Genomic DNA, 15,290 nt, shown 5'->3' with positions numbered 1-15,290 from the left:
AAGCCCCCCTTTTTAAGGGGGGTTTGGGGAGATCAACTCCTCCAGTTGCGGGCAAACCCCATCAAAATCTTGCAAAACTTCAACAAGCTTCCTCTTCATGCTTGCAATCACTCCCTAAAAAACTTCTGCCCCAAAAACCGGCAGCACCTTCATCACACAGCCACCGGCAAACTCACCTGTATCGCTGAGCTTCTTTAGGGAGCGACTCAAGCAAGCGCCGTAAAACGATTGTAAAGGCACGGCATTGAGGAGCGAGAATGAACATTGAGGAAATTCTGAAGCAATACGCCACAGGAGCCAGAAATTTTACGAAAGCTAACCTGCGGAAGGCTGACTTGGGTGAAGCTGACTTGAAAGGGATCAACTTGAGTGAAGCTGATCTCAGTGGGGCAAACCTACGCAACGCCAACCTCACCGGCGCAATTTTAAGAGGAGCTAAACTTGCAAAAGCCGATTTGAGGAGAGCCAACCTTTCAGGCGCGGATATGACGGAGGCAGTGCTGGTTGTGGCGAACTTGAGTTGGGCAGAACTCATTGGCACAAACTTAAGCAAGGCAGACTTAAGAGCAGCCAGACTGCGAGAAGCAAACCTGGTGGGAGCCAATTTATCGAGAGCCAATTTGCGACAGGCAGATTTGCATGGCGCTAACTTGTGCGAAGTTAAACTCCGCCGTGCCAACCTCAGAGGAGCCGATCTGATTGGAGCCAATTTGGCTAAAGTAGACTTAGGTGGAGCAGATTTGATAGAAGCCGGCCTGATCCGAGCCAATCTTAACGAAGCCATCTTAAGCGCCGCAGATTTAAGTCAAGCCAACCTACTGGGTGCAAATTTACACGGCGTCAACTTAACCGGCGCAGATTTAAGTGGGGCAACCATGCCGGATGGCAGCATCCACCCTTAACCGTTGAGACAGCCGGCACATCGCTCTCGGTATATGTTTTACCGGCACTCAACGGATCGCCACTTTCCCCTCAATATTTCACCCATGTGATCCGCCTCACCCTGCTTGCTGGCAATTGTCACACCCTTTCATCGGTTGAAATCACGTACCACAGCAGCCAGACAAGGCACTATCTATCTAAGGACACAAATCTGGCAACAGAGATCACGCTATTGAGCGGTAAATGGGGGGACACGGAAATGTTTGAAAGATTATTACTAGCCGCCACAGTCACATTTTTACTTAACCTGTTCTCAGGCGTAAAAGTCCCCTATGCCCCCCAGACCGAATCAGAACTGCACCGGCAGCCCACTGTCCCTCAGAATGCAATCGTGCAGCCCAGCGCTCAAAGATCCCAGTTGTCGCTCAACTTTGAACCGGCTAACCGCTAAAAGCAACCATCAAAGGGAGTGGGTGCCACGTCGGTGTAGGGTAAAAGAGGAAAAATATAGAATTTGTCCTTTCCCACACCGGCACAGCGCCCCACTCTCCCAAAAATCATGTTTCCTGGTCTTTACACCTTAACTGAACTGCAACAAGCCCTCGCCTCAGAACCCGAACGCTGGAGAACCCTTGTATTTACCAACGGCTGCTTTGATCTGCTCCATGCCGGTCATGTTCGCTACCTGCAAGCCGCCAAATCCCTCGGACGAACACTCATTGTCGGGCTAAACAGCGATCACTCTGTACAAGCTATCAAACCCAACCGGGAGGGACTTCCCAACCGGCCTATAGTGCCAGAAATGCAACGCGCAGAAGTGCTATGTGCGCTCAAGCCGGTGGACGGAGTCGTGATCTTTAGCGAAACCACTGCAACCAACCTGATTGCCGGCTTGAAACCGGATATCTACGTTAAAGGCGGCGACTATCAAATTCAAACTCTGCCCGAAGCCCCAACGGTTCAAGCTTATGGGGGTCGCATCGAGTTGGTTAACATTGAAATTCCTTCCTCCACCACCGCCATTATTAACCGAATCTTGCATCCCCAAGGCAATCCCGCTTAAACCGCTAACCAAAGCGTGAGATGAGCGCGACGAGGATTGTACAATAGGTTAAAACTCATGCTTCAGCGGATAGCTGATAGCTGATCGCTGATAGCTGCTCATGATTGACTCGACGACTTCCTCAGCCCCCAACGCCTCAATGGATATCACCGGCTTTGGCTCCCAGTTAAGATCGGCACCAGAGAAAACCCAACTGCAACTGATTCAGCAGCTGGCAGATCCGAGTGAGGCCGGTTTGGACATTTTAATGGAATTCTTAATAGAGCGCCGGTCTGGGCCGGCAACTGTGGCCATCGGGAAAGCTTACCAGATGCTTTTCCAATCCGATTCACCCAAAGCAGCAGAATTCCTGAACACTCACTTTCCCACCGGAGTCGTCCCGCTACGCTCAGAACGGGGAATCGACTATCTCCCGCTGCAAAAAATGCTTGCAGCTCAAGACTTTCAAGAAGCAGATCGGCTGACACTGCAATTGATGTGTGAGTTAGCCGGTGCCAGTGCATTGCAAAGAAAGTGGCTGTATTTCACCGAAGTAGACAACTTCCCCATCCCCGATCTGCAAACCCTCGATTATTTGTGGGGGGTTTACTCAGAAGGCAAGTTTGGTTTTTCTGTACAGCGAGAAATTTGGCTATCCGTCGGCAAAAACTGGGACAAACTGTGGCCGAAAATTAACTGGAAAGCCGGCAATAACTGGACTCGCTACCCCCAAGGATTTACCTGGGATCTGAGTGCACCGAAGGGGCATTTGCCACTGACAAACCAACTACGGGGCGTGAGAGTGATGGAAAAGTTGCTCACGCACCCAGCTTGGGAGGCGCGTCCGAATTAGGAGGGATGAAGAAATGCCGGCAGCAGTCAAGGTGGGCGACGAGCAGCCGGCACAGAGGATATAGGATTGTGTGCGGCGGCTGCCGGTGCCAAAAGCCACCCTCTTTTCAAGACTCGCAGCGGTGGCTGCCTCACCGTTAAATATTTGATTAATCGGAAAATCTAACTATCTGTGTTCTAGCTGTGTTCGTCACGAGCGCAGATAGGGAAATATAAGTGTAAGGTATTGCTCCCACAGCCTACAGAGGTAGCGTGCTAAGTTTTTCCTGAGGTCAGAAACCCTTTCCAGGTCGTTGATCCTGCCTGGGGTGAAGGGCGATGGCATCTGGCAAACATCTCAGCAGGTACACAGCTACCAATAACCCCTCAGTTCTTACCGCCTCGGCAAACTGACGGCACATCGCCTGCACTCAAGGCAATCGCGGAGGGTGCCAGGGAGCGAATCAGCTAAAACTCTCTTCCCTGCAACCGTACATGAATGTTTGTAATATTTTTAGATCGCAACCCAAAACCGCTATGATAGCCCCCGAAAACAAACAAATGGATTCGCTTGATAGTTTGAGTGCGGTAGCACAGGAGGAGCAGCGCCTGCTGATCTTAGCAGAATTGGGATTGTTAGAAGCGCAGAAAGTGCCGGTGTTTGAGGAAGCTGTCCAAACAGCGGCTGACTTTTTGGAAATCCCGATTTGCATTTTGGGAGTGCTGGATAAAGACCGGCAATGGTTAAAAGCTGCGGTGGGATTGAGCGATTTGCTGCCGCTGAAACAGCAAGCTCAGATCCACTTATTGCGGAATGAATGTTTCTGTTCCCAAGTGGTGGAAAGTGCAAAGGTTTTGGCTATCCGAGATACAGCCAATCATCCCCTATTTGCTCATCGTTCCCTCGTGCAGCAGTACGGCATTCGTGCTTATTTAGGAGTCCCGCTGCTGACATCGACCGGCCATTGCTTGGGGACGCTAGCCGTAATGGATCTGGCCCCTCGTACCTTTACCGTTAAAGAAATTCAATTTTTGGAACTGACAGCCCGCTGGTGTATGAGTGAATTTGAGCGCCAGCGCCTTGCCGGTGAGCCGGCACAGCGTTTTTCTAGCTCTGGGGCCGGTTTTGCCTCTCAGAGCCAAAGGGGTTTCCAGACGGCTCTCAAGCAAATTAAAGCCGAAATGCTCACCCACGTTACTCAGGCTTTACGGACACCCCTGACTTCAGTGATGGGGATGGCGAGTGTACTGGAACGAGGAATTTACGGGCCTTTAAACAACAAACAGCAGGAATATCTAGAAATTATCCACGGCAGTGGCCGTTATTTAATCTCGCTGGTGGATGAAATTTTAGCGCTGGGAGAACTGGACGACAGTATGCCGGAACTGCGTCTGACGGCGATTGATATTGAAATGTTGTGCCAGCAGGTGATTAACGCTTTAGAACAAGATGCCAGCCGGCGAGAGCAAGAAATACGTTTATCCGTCGAACCGGGTCATCGCATTTGGATGCTTGATAAGCTGAAGATCCAGCAGCTACTATATAATCTGCTGTTCTGTGTGATTCAATCTGCAACTGCCGGCAGTATTATTCGCCTCCATGTCTCTCGCAGAATTTCTGGGTTTAATATTGCGGTTTGGGTATCCCACCCCTGGCTGGGAGAAGGGCTTCCCCTCGCAGCACTGTCTTCCTGTCCTTTATCAGAACTCACCCTCTCACAGTCCCTAGCAGCGGATGAGAGCAGTAAACTACCTGACGAACTGGAAACGCCCCATATAACGAACGCGCAAATGCTAGCTGAGTCGAATTTGGAGGCACTGGTTGAGTCAGAAAGATTAGAGCCGGCGCGGCAATTTGGTGGCAACCGCTCTCGTGAAGGCATAGGACTGTTGCTCAGCTGCGTATTAGCAGAAATGCACAACGGAGACATCTCAATCCAAGGCTCACCGGAGTCTGGGTATCGATATGTGGTCAGTTTGCCAGAAGTCACCGCTTCTTTCACTGAGCCTTATGGTAGCTAAAATAAGCCGGGACTGGGAAATGAGCCGTTAAACAATGCCCGAATCCCGGCTGATATCAAGAAAAATTGACGCTAACAGAAAAATGGGCAGGATATCTTTGTTCCTGTTTTAGAGCCTTTTAAGTCGTTTTACAAGATAATGGCTTATAACTTTTGCCGTTCGAGACTGAACTCGAATCTGGCAAATTTCACAGTCGAGTTTGGTCTCGAAAGCCACAACGATTGTTTCTGGGACGTGAAAGGCAATTCATGAATTCTGTTTGGCAACAGTTAACTTTGGAAAACTTTTTGCTACACAAGTGGCAAACTGCTAGCTATTTCTATCGTTTAATCGGCGATCCCCTACGTGCTTGGCGTAAGGGTAGCGTGTTGATGCAGTGGGGTGAACCAATTGCCGCAATATTGGTGAGCTTGATATTTGCGCTGGTTCCTTTTGTATCAAACGATTTGGTGGGCGTTTTACTGATCGCCTGCGCTTGCTTTTGGTTGCTGCTGACGCTATCGGATGAGGCGCAAGTCGGTGTGACTCCGATTCACTGGATGGTGTTGCTGTACTGGAGTGTGGCAACCGTGGCAACCGCGCTATCGCCGGTGAAAAAGGCGGCATTTGTGGGCTGGGGTAAGCTGACGCTTTATTTGCTGCTGTTTGCCCTCTTATCACGACTGTTGCGTTCGCCTCGGATTCGCGCTTGGTTAATTGGGTTGTATTTACATACTTGCCTAATTGTCAGTGTCTACGGGATGCGGCAGTGGTTTTTTGGGGCACCGCCATTGGCAACTTGGACAGATCCCACGTCTGCGAGTGCGAATATGACGCGGGTTTACAGCTATTTAGGAAATCCTAATCTTCTAGCTGGGTATCTGCTGCCGGCTGTGGCATTGAGTATTGCGGCGATGTTTGCTTGGCGCAGTTGGGGTGCGAAAGCTTTGGCGCTGACGATGACGGTTGTTCATTCAGCTTGCTTGATTCTGACGTTTAGCCGGGGTGGCTGGATCGGCATGGTGGTTTCCCTGGGTATCATGATGCTGTTACTGGTTTATTGGATCAGCATTGAGTTGCCACCTTTCTGGCGCACTTGGGCGATGCCGGCAGTGTTGGGAGGGGCAGTTGCGGCGTTAATTGTGGCGGTGATGTTTGTTGAGCCGGTGCGCGATCGCGTGTTCAGTATTTTTCTGGATCGCAAGGACAGCAGTAATAATTTCCGCATTAATGTTTGGGATGCTGTACTAGCGATGATTCGAGATCGTCCGATTTTAGGAATTGGCCCAGGTAACTCGGCTTTTAATAAAATTTACCCGCTTTATATGAAGCCGCGTTTTACTGCCTTGAGTGCCTATTCTATTTGGCTGGAAGTAGCAGTAGAAACCGGCTTTATTGGCTTAATTTGTTTTATTTGGCTGCTGTTAGTGACGTTTAACCAAGCACGGGTGCAGCTTGCCAGATTACGCCGGCTGGGTAGTGCGGAAGGGTATTGGTTAATCGCAGCAATTGCCACGATTGCCGGTATGCTCGCTCATGGCTTTGTCGATACGGTTTGGTATCGTCCTGAAGTTAGTACGCTTTGGTGGCTGATGGTGGCGATTGTTGCTAGTTACTATACGGTTCCAAACCGGCAGACGGCGGATGAGCGAATCTCTAGCGAAGATTCCGCTGTTTAAAAGGAAGAAGATTTGATGCCGGTTGTTACCTCCAATGCAGCCGGCAATCTTTATCTTTTTAACGATTAATCAATCTCATCTGTACTGTTTTGTTTAGTTACAGTGCGACTGTCTAATAAATTTGATTTCCGATCCAATTGGGATTATAAACGCCAAAGGTTATTGCGATTATAAACGCCAAAGGTTTTTGAGAACATCCATTAAATTCTTCTGCCGGCGCTCAATGACTGCCGTTGTCCATTCCTTTTCGTGCAGCACTTGGGTCGTTATCGCAAATGCAGAAACACCACTTTGAGTTGTGAAATATTGCTGTTTTTTACGATCAAAGTGGTAGTTTTGTGCCCGACTGTTTTTTTTGCGGGACAGCAAAACCAAATTTCCTAAGCGATGTACATATTTCTGTCTTTCTTCCTGAGTCGGAAACCATTGCATCCACTCGCTGTTAGCAGCGGGTGATTGAGGTAGTACGTGTTCGACCGTTACATTAGGGAAATGATAAGATGCTTCACCTTCAGAAAGTTTGGCGTCTAAGCGAAGCAAGGTATAACTGCAAATTTTCGGAACTAAATAAATATCCCCATTGAGAATTTGCAGGATATTATTCTGAGCTTCAGGAGTAAGCTGAAGCGGAGATGCCGATGTGTATAAATCTTCGCCTTGTTCGATAGCCATTAATAACCGGCGGTAGGATTCAATGCGTTTGTTAATATTAAATCGCTGAATCATCAAACCGGCAGCAAGGCGCTCCAAATCATTAAAAAAGCGCACGAGCAAGTCTGGTTTGTTATAATTCTGCGATAGATAAAAAATTGCCGGGGGCATCCAATCAGAATTATCAATTTGATTTAAGCATTTAAACATTCCATTGATTTTCTCAGCAAACTTTTCACTTTGATAAGATAAATTTTTAATATCATAAAAAGCATCAGCAAGAGGCTCTAGGGTTTCATCGATAAACTGCTGAGGAGTTTTCGCCGGCAGCACCTCTTTGCGAAATTCCTTAAGAATACTTTCACTCTGCTTCGCTTTACGGTAAATCATGCGGATGTGAGCGAAAAGATCCTTAAATGTCTCGCGCCCTAGCCTCTCTTCAATTGCTTCCCACTTGGCTGTGTAGGCTTCTTGTTGTGCGGTTTCAGGTATTTTTCCAATAATTTCGGATTTTAAAATGTCAGTATACGACAAATCTAAGCCTCGATCATTCAGCACCGAAAAGATGCGGTAAGCCGAATCCATATCGGGAGTGGAAACGACAACCATAAAACATTGAGTGATGATAAATTCAGCGAGGTCATCTTGTTTAGATTCTGGAAGTTCTTGCAAACGTTTAATAAATAGCAGCGCGTTCTCTTTAATATTTTTCTGGCTATCGGACAGGACAGCAGAGTTTAATTCAGCCAGGTTATTAATTCCCCCTTCTTTCTGAATATTTTTTTTAAAAAACTCTGCATCTCGCTCGCGTAAAGTCAGGCGATAGTTGTCCTTACTCCCTTTAAATCGGTTCCCAATCTCATAAAGAAACGGAGTCAAGTGTTTCGCCTTTTCTGTCTGCATCAAGGATCGCAAAGCCGCTAGCAAAATTGTGAGGGTGGTGAGGCGTTGCTGACCATCTACAACATCCGCTTCAGGCGAATCGCCTTTAATCAGTACAATACTGCCGAGGAAGTAGGGATTGACATTCTCAATAGATTTGTAACCATCTCCCAAAAAGGCGATGAGGTCTTCAAGCATTTCACCGGCTTGCTCTGTTGTCCAAGCATAGGGACGCTGATAGAGAGGAATTGTAAAGACAAAATCATCACTAAAAACTTTGCCAATAGAATATTCAGCACCGTGAATTTTAGCTGGACTCATGCTTACTCCTATTTTAGGTACGGTTGACTCTCGTTTCAGAAAAGTGTTGTCTCCTCTCACTAAGGTATAACCTTAAACATGGAAGCAACGCATCCCTTACTGCTATACAATTGTAATCATGTCTTTTCCCAATACTCACACCATCGCTTCTATCCGGTTCCTGCAACGCCAAGCAGCCTCCCTGCTACTCTACCAAAACGTTCTCACCGGCACTGTTGGTCAAACTTTCCTCAACCTCTTGCAAGCCCTCCACCAAAGCGATGCTAGTGGTACGAATTGCCTGCAAGCCTATGGCAGTTGGTTCAAAGCTTTGGCTACCAAAAATCAAAGCTGGCAAAATTATCTAATCGCTCAAATTCTTAAAGATGAGAATCCCTTTACCCAACACGCGCAGCAAACTGAATTCGACAATTTGCCGTCGGCACTCATCGCTGCCGCCCAACATGATTTACAAGCCCTGCAAAGTCTGTATTATTGCAGCGGTGAACAGTTAAGCCGGTGGGTGCAAACTGCTTCCGCAATACCCGATGCGCCGGTTGTTTGGGATTATGAACAGACTGAAGAAAAAGCTACATCTAAGCTGCAAATTGTATCATTCTTGCAATCGCAAAACAACTGGTCAGGTGCCCTAGAAAATTTAACAAATTATTATCAGAAGTACGGCACTGGCTTGTTTGCAGAGGCGCGGGCGGTACGATGGAATTCAGGGAAATTAGTCAAAATTCCACACCCGGATTCTATCAAACTTAATGAGTTAATGGGTTATGAACTTCAGCGAGAAACCTTACTTAAAAATACAGAATTTTTATTAGCCGGTTTTCCAGCGCTGCACGTCTTGCTTTATGGCAGCCGTGGTTCTGGTAAATCTTCGTTAGTGAAAGCCTTGTTGAATGAATGCGGCGAACGGGGTTTGCGTCTTGTTGAAGTGGCAAAATCTGACATGAAAGACTTGCCGACAATTGTTGAGCAGTTGCGGAATTTACCGCAAAAATTTATAATTTTTGTGGATGACCTTTCCTTTGAAGAAGATGACGATGCCTTTAAAGCACTGAAAGTAGTTTTGGAAGGAAATATTACCGCTAGACCTCAAAATGTAATTGTCTATGCGACATCTAACCGGCGGCACTTAATTCGAGAATTTTTTGATGATCGTCCCCGTCCGAGTAGCGGTGAGGAAGTTCACGCTTGGGATACGGTTCAAGAAAAGCTTTCATTTAGCGACCGCTTTGGTTTAACTTTAACATTCGAGCCGGCAAATCAAGACACTTACCTCAAAATTGTCCGCCATCTCGCAGCGCAAGCCGGCATTAATCTCAGTCAAGAAGATTTAGATTATAAAGCACTACAGTGGGCAACTCGCCATAACGGTCGTTCTGGGCGTACAGCGCGGCAATTTGTTGATTTTCTTAGGGCAGAATTAGCAATAGCCGGTCAGTTGAGCAAAAAAGGTAAGAAGCGTTCGTAAATTGCCTGATTCTTTCCCTAATTTAAGCTTGTAAAATTGCAACTTTTGGGAATAGTTAACATCAACAACAGGGAGGAGAACTAAAAAATGACCGATGAAAAATTCATGAAAATGGCAATCGAAAAAGCCAAAGAAGGTCTAACAAAAGGGCCAACTCCTTTTGGCGCGTGTATTGTCAAAGATGGAGAAGTTATCAGTTGCGTGCATAATGTTGTTTGGCAAAGTACAGATATTACCGCTCATGCCGAAGTTCACGCGATTCGAGAAGCGTGCAAAAAATTAAATACGATTGATTTGTCTGGTTGTGTGATTTATTCCACTTGCGAACCTTGTCCCATGTGCTTTAGTGCTTGTCATTGGGCAAATATTTCCAAAATTGTCTACGGAACCAGCATCGAAGATGCCCAGAATGCCGGTTTCAGAGAGCTAAACATTTCCAATCAGCAAATGAAACAATTAGGAAATAGCTCTATTGAAATTCAGGGAGGTTTTATGAAAGAAGAAAATTTAGAAATTTTTCAAGAATGGGAAAATGTAAAATCTGGAAAATTATACTAAAGACAAGCTTATAAAGTTAAAATATTATAAAATTTAATTTTTAACTTAACTATTTTACAAGGATTAGGCAAACCATTTTCAGGGTAGGTTCGGTTTAAACGATATTCGGGTATTTTCTAGCTCCAATCCCGGAAAAATCTACTCTTTTATTGTTTTGTAAGCAGTTTAATGACATCTAATTACAGAGTGAATGATCAGTTATCTCAAAGGTAAAGTTGCCGGCATTCATAAAAGCACGGCAAATCGAATTACCCTCACTTTAGAGGTAAATCAGGTGGGATATGACCTGCAAATCCCGCCGCGCATGGTGCAGCAGTTGCCGGCAGCCGGAGAAGCATTTCAAGTGTTCACTCACTTACAAATTCGGGAAGATCAACAGGTACTCTACGGATTTGCCTCCGCTGCGGAACGGGATTTGTTTCGCCAGCTAGTGAGTGTCAGTGGGATTGGCGCTCAATTAGCGATTGCCTTGCTTGATACCCTAGGATTGCAAGATTTAGTCCAGGCAATTGTCACCAGTAATACCCGCCAGCTAGCGAAAACGCCGGGAGTGGGGGCGAAAACAGCGGAACGGATTGCTTTGGAACTTAAAACCAAACTGGCAGAATGGCGGCAGCAATCGGGATTAGCGATGCCGGTGCCGGCAGGGGTTGCGACGGCACTTCAAGAAGATGTGGAAATGACGCTGCTAGCGTTGGGATATACCAGTCCAGAGGTAATGGAAGCCCTGTCTGCCCTCTCTGAAGACGCCAGTTTGTCTGAAAACACAGATGCCGAAGCCTGGATTCGCGCCAGCATTGCCTGGTTGAGCCGGCAATAACCTTGCCGGCCTAAAAAACAGTGGTATAATCAAAAATTGCTGCATATATGAAATTGGCGAGAAATCGATGGCACTGACGCAAGAGCGCAAACACGAACTCATGTCTGAGTACCAACGTCATGAAACGGACACTGGCTCAGCAGACCTCCAAGTTGCAATGCTCACCGACCGGATTAATCGGCTCAGCGAGCATTTAAAAGCAAATCAAAAAGACCACTCTTCCAGACGCGGCTTGCTGAAAATGATCGGCGTGCGTAAGCGTCTGCTGGCATACATCCTGAAAGAAGACCACGATCGTTATCGCGCCTTAATCACTCGCCTGGGCATTCGCGGTTAAACAGCTTATGTCATCAGAATCCCCACGGGATCGCCTCCCGTTTGAGCCGGCTAAAAATCGCAAAAAACCGGATAAAAACAGCCCAACCACAGCACCCGCCGCTGAAAAAGCTGACAAAAAGCGTCCGGTTTCTAGGGACGAAACGGCCATCCCAGAGGTGGTGAGCAAACGGATGGCCACTCGCATGGCTCTATTTTGTGGCATCCCGTCCTTCTTAGGGATGTTCACATTTGTTGTCAGCTATTGGATTGTCACGAATAAATTGTTTGAGTTGCCCAATGTAGCCGTTGTGTTAGTGAGCATGGGCTTCTTTGGCTTAGGCGTCTTGGGGCTAACTTACGGAGTAATCTCCGCCTCTTGGGATGAGGAAATACCGGGAAGCAAGTTAGGCTGGAGCGAGTTTACAACGAATTTTGGACGCATGACCGAGGCTTGGCGCTCAGCCCGGAAAAAAACTTGACAGAGTGCCAGCGCTTAGTTGTGCGATGGCGCTTGGCAACAGTCGAAGCTGATGATGCAAATTCCCTGATGATTTGAAGCGCATTTTAATTGCGAACGAGGGTAAAGGGTGATAGCGGAGTGTGCGCCTAGCGCATAGGGTCAAGGATAAAACTGAGATCCGCACTCACCCTTCGCCATTCACCCCTTCATTGTCTTGCGAGGTATGTAGTGCCTGTAGCTGCCGATCCATGCTTTTAACCAGCTGATCAATTGCCGGTAGCACCTCAAGCGATTCTGAAGTCAGGGTTCGATCAAAGCGATTACCAATTTCACTCAGCTTACGTTGGAGTTGCATCGCCAGCTTTAACGCATCTTGACTCAAATCTGCGATTTTTTGCTGTTGGTAAAACTTCAAAGCTTCCCCGCGCAACACCTGAAGGTTTACCTCTTCACCATTTTTACCTGGGGTCACTTGCAATAGCAACAGTAAATGAGTTTTGTTATAAAGCCGTTCTATCTCCACCTGTGTGGCTTGTTGCACCGGCATATAGGGAAGATTGAAAAAGTGCTTAAATTCTTGAACTAACCCCTCAAATACTGGTAAGGGCAAACTTTCGATTGCGGATTGCAACACCCCCTGCTGAGTCCAGAGAACTCGACCGTATTCCGGGTGTCGCTCTAAATAAAGCCGGCCAATTCCTTCTAATAATACCCGCCCTAGCAACTCTTGAATTAATTGTTGAGGCCCTAAGTTGGCAAGCATCTGAATCGGACGCGATAAGTAAAATGCCTGCACTTTCAAAACCGGCAAATCGGATGGCGGCTGTGTGGTTGCCGGTTTCTTAGCCGCCGCCGGCATTACGGGCGGGCGCTGCCCTACAGGCGTTTGCGCCTTCACTTGTTGGCTATTTTGCGGTAAAGGACTCTTTTGCATTTTAGGTGCCACCGGCTGCGGTTCTTGAATAACCGTGGCAGAACCGGAAGCCTTTGCCGGTTCAGTCTGTATTTGCGTTTGCCCCTTATAGTTCAAGTAAGCCGAAAGAAACGACTTGTGCGCCTCAGCAGAAATCCGTCTTGGTACCACTGTGCAATTTAAATTTTTCAGCATTCGGCGGACATAGTTTAAAGCCGAGGCATCTTGTGGATCAACCATCCCCAGTAGCAGGCTTTTTTCCTGCCGCGCTAAGGGCAACACTTGATGGTACAAGCAAACCTCTAAGGAAAGAACACTGTCAATTAACTTAAAAACCTGAGTATTATCCATGAAGAAATTCCTATTTGTTGTGGGTTCGCCCAGCGGGTGCCGGTTGGGTGGCATTGAATTCAACGGGCGAGTTCAGCACCACTTCCCCAGGAGTTTCAGCTTTTCCGGATCTCCTTCAAAAACGCTTTTCTGCAAGAATTCAGGGCGCTGTTTTTATGGCTTAAATCTTTAGAGATTTTTAGGAAAAGCTGCCATTTGTCAAGGCATTTACCAAATCTACGGATTATCCATTTAGGATACCCCGCACTTCAGCTTTCAATATCACTAACCCGAAGTATTTTCGATTCGAGCTATCTTGAAATTGAGTTTTACGTGGCCTATGAACACTCAAACACTATTAACTTAACTTGACAAATTGCTATTATTCTAATATGTAAGAGTTATAAAATCTAGCAAAGAAAAGGAAAATTAACATGGAAAAAAGAAGTGAAAAATACATTTTTTGCCAGCAACTCACTTAACGGGTTGCGATTTCTCACTTATAATATCGAGTCCGCTTAGGGGGAGGAAGGTTTGTGAGGAAAAGTGATCGGTGTTGCCGGCAGGCGATCTCTTCAATCGGCGCTTGTAATATAAATGTTGGGAATCACCCAAATATTAAGCTAGAGAAGCATTTAATGAATCTGCCCGGATCAAGGCAGAGAAGGGTTCCTAGGATCACATTCATCTGCGCCCCCAAATCAAGACAGGGGGGAGAAAGTCGCCGATGTTGAATTGTTCGTATAAACGAGCAAATTGAAATGTGCCTTAGCTGATAAATTTTTCTACCCCCTTCCCCCTCAAACTTGATGGCGACGGGAGAGATGCACCTTAACGCTTCCTTCCCAAAGCTAGGATTCTCTGCAACAAACACCCGAAAGCGACTGAACAAAATGCCGGCAATTCGTGACGATTAAGACACATTCCGCAGCATTTGAGCCGCAATATATAGCTTAGTCCACTCACCGATCACCTGATTAGGTTTAAGCTTCAAAGCCTCCGCAATCGCATGAATCGAGTCGCCGGCTTTCAGCAACTCCAGCAATTGGCGCTGCACTGCAGTCAGACTGTTTAAATATTGCTGCCACTGTGCCGAGGTTAAACCCAGACTGTGTTCACTTAAAGAAGTCTCTAACCAACTCGCCACCAACTCAGGCTGAATTTTGAGTGCAAAAACCCGAATCGCATGGTAGCTAATTTTTTCTCGCAGCCGGTAGACTTGCTTCACCGGCAGCTTTAACTCCTGAGCGATCGCATCTTGAGAACGACCCTGCAAATAGAGTCTGAGCCACTGAACCCCCATTGGGCCGACATTTTCTGCTAAATAAGTTTCAAACTCTCGCTGAACAGAGGTTCGTAGCAGATGTTGTTCTTCCCAAGCTTGCACCTCTTGATGTTGAACACTTGCCTGCACATCTAACAAACTGATAGAACCCTCTGTGTCAGAGGGAGAAACTTCTTCAGACACAAGCCGGATCAATTCATCTGCCGGCACTTGGGTTAAGCCGCCGCGTTGGCACCGGCGCAGATAATTAACAAATCGGTAGACAAGCAGCGGTTGGTTGCGAACAGGTCGCATACAATACTCTTCGGTAGTCGCGAGTACCAGTGCATTACGCAGACGTGCCTCTTGGGTACACTGAGCGATCCAAGAAATTTGCTGCTGCATATAGCGATCACCCTGCAACATTTCTTGAATAACCTCTTGCACCACATCCACCACCGAGCGCTGACGATCACGACTGAGCGCCACCCAAGTGCGAATTTTTTGGCGTAGCAGCACCAAACTGCCTAAGCGCTGGATGAGATGCCGGTATGCCTGAGCCGGTGTGACTCCCAGATAGCGCTGGCGCAAAATCCGGTAGCGGAAATCCATCGCTTGCTGAGCCAGAGCCAGTTCGGGCAGAGTTAAGATTTCAAATCGCGCTACATTTTCACCCACTAACCAACAGATAATACTTTCATGGGTGCTTGTGGCATAGTTTGGGCAGTCATTCGCCAGTCGTAATCGCCAATCTTGTGCTATTTGTTCAGCCAGTTTCATTCCGGTTGCGCTCCTCACACGCGTGTTGAGCAACTGCCCAACATCCCCGATTCTAAGCTTTCTCCACCGAGGATCGTGAGTATTTAAATATAA

14 protein-coding genes are annotated in these 15,290 nt (G+C 47.1%); 11 read left to right on the top strand and 3 right to left on the bottom strand.

The genetic code is table 11. The features are described 5' to 3' along the window. Positions 1 to 257 precede the first annotated feature (257 nt). From H6F73_RS13320 to H6F73_RS13295, 6 genes are all read left to right on the top strand, one after another. Entirely contained in the window at positions 258 to 902 is a 645-nt protein-coding gene (locus H6F73_RS13320; RefSeq protein WP_190759199.1) for a pentapeptide repeat-containing protein, read from the top strand. A 239-nt stretch (positions 903 to 1,141) separates the two neighbouring features. Continuing rightward, positions 1,142 to 1,333 (top strand): hypothetical protein, encoded by a 192-nt coding sequence (locus H6F73_RS13315; protein WP_190759198.1) that lies wholly within the window; start codon positions 1,142 to 1,144, stop codon positions 1,331 to 1,333. A gap of 108 nt (positions 1,334 to 1,441) precedes the next feature. Continuing rightward, positions 1,442 to 1,945 carry a D-glycero-beta-D-manno-heptose 1-phosphate adenylyltransferase gene (gene rfaE2, locus H6F73_RS13310; RefSeq protein ID WP_190759646.1) on the top strand — a complete coding sequence of 168 codons (504 nt, stop codon included), beginning with the start codon at positions 1,442 to 1,444 and terminating at the stop codon, positions 1,943 to 1,945. A gap of 100 nt (positions 1,946 to 2,045) precedes the next feature. After that, positions 2,046 to 2,777 carry a GUN4 domain-containing protein gene (locus H6F73_RS13305; RefSeq protein WP_190759197.1) on the top strand — a complete coding sequence of 244 codons (732 nt, stop codon included), beginning with the start codon at positions 2,046 to 2,048 and terminating at the stop codon, positions 2,775 to 2,777. Positions 2,778 to 3,316: 539 nt separating this feature from the next. Next, entirely contained in the window at positions 3,317 to 4,777 is a 1,461-nt protein-coding gene (locus tag H6F73_RS13300) for a GAF domain-containing sensor histidine kinase (protein WP_242072436.1), read from the top strand. A gap of 248 nt (positions 4,778 to 5,025) precedes the next feature. Next, the gene (locus H6F73_RS13295; RefSeq protein ID WP_190759195.1) at positions 5,026 to 6,435 is read left to right on the top strand and encodes an IctB family putative bicarbonate transporter; all 1,410 of its coding nucleotides are present in this window, start codon (positions 5,026 to 5,028) and stop codon (positions 6,433 to 6,435) included. Between the two features lie 168 nt (positions 6,436 to 6,603). Here the strand turns inward: H6F73_RS13295 and H6F73_RS13290 are convergent, their stop codons facing one another. Further along, the gene (locus H6F73_RS13290; RefSeq protein WP_190759194.1) at positions 6,604 to 8,289 is read right to left on the bottom strand and encodes a DUF262 domain-containing protein; all 1,686 of its coding nucleotides are present in this window, start codon (positions 8,287 to 8,289) and stop codon (positions 6,604 to 6,606) included. Between the two features lie 118 nt (positions 8,290 to 8,407). Here H6F73_RS13290 and H6F73_RS13285 point away from each other — a divergent pair, with 118 nt between their 5' ends. From H6F73_RS13285 to H6F73_RS13265, 5 genes are all read left to right on the top strand, one after another. Further along, complete coding sequence (locus H6F73_RS13285; RefSeq protein WP_190759193.1) at positions 8,408 to 9,754, top strand: ATP-binding protein; 1,347 nt, start codon at positions 8,408 to 8,410, stop codon at positions 9,752 to 9,754. Between the two features lie 87 nt (positions 9,755 to 9,841). Continuing rightward, positions 9,842 to 10,312: a nucleoside deaminase gene (locus tag H6F73_RS13280; protein WP_190759192.1), complete on the top strand. Its 471-nt coding sequence runs from the start codon at positions 9,842 to 9,844 to the stop codon at positions 10,310 to 10,312. A 190-nt stretch (positions 10,313 to 10,502) separates the two neighbouring features. Continuing rightward, positions 10,503 to 11,132 carry a Holliday junction branch migration protein RuvA gene (ruvA, locus tag H6F73_RS13275; RefSeq protein ID WP_190759191.1) on the top strand — a complete coding sequence of 210 codons (630 nt, stop codon included), beginning with the start codon at positions 10,503 to 10,505 and terminating at the stop codon, positions 11,130 to 11,132. Positions 11,133 to 11,199: 67 nt separating this feature from the next. Beyond that, complete coding sequence (gene rpsO, locus H6F73_RS13270) at positions 11,200 to 11,469, top strand: 30S ribosomal protein S15 (protein WP_190759190.1); 270 nt, start codon at positions 11,200 to 11,202, stop codon at positions 11,467 to 11,469. Between the two features lie 7 nt (positions 11,470 to 11,476). Then, complete coding sequence (locus H6F73_RS13265) at positions 11,477 to 11,929, top strand: PAM68 family protein (RefSeq protein ID WP_190759189.1); 453 nt, start codon at positions 11,477 to 11,479, stop codon at positions 11,927 to 11,929. A 165-nt stretch (positions 11,930 to 12,094) separates the two neighbouring features. Here H6F73_RS13265 and H6F73_RS13260 read toward each other — a convergent pair whose 3' ends face one another. Then, positions 12,095 to 13,174 carry a hypothetical protein gene (locus tag H6F73_RS13260; RefSeq protein ID WP_190759188.1) on the bottom strand — a complete coding sequence of 360 codons (1,080 nt, stop codon included), beginning with the start codon at positions 13,172 to 13,174 and terminating at the stop codon, positions 12,095 to 12,097. An 892-nt stretch (positions 13,175 to 14,066) separates the two neighbouring features. Continuing rightward, on the bottom strand, positions 14,067 to 15,197 hold the full coding sequence (locus H6F73_RS13255; protein ID WP_190759187.1) for a HetZ-related protein 2: 1,131 nt from the start codon (positions 15,195 to 15,197) through the stop codon (positions 14,067 to 14,069). Positions 15,198 to 15,290: the final 93 nt, after the last annotated feature.

This window comes from Microcoleus sp. FACHB-68 (assembly GCF_014695715.1).
Lineage (GTDB): Bacteria > Cyanobacteriota > Cyanobacteriia > Cyanobacteriales > Oscillatoriaceae > FACHB-68.
This window is presented reverse-complemented; position numbering and strand designations above follow the sequence as displayed.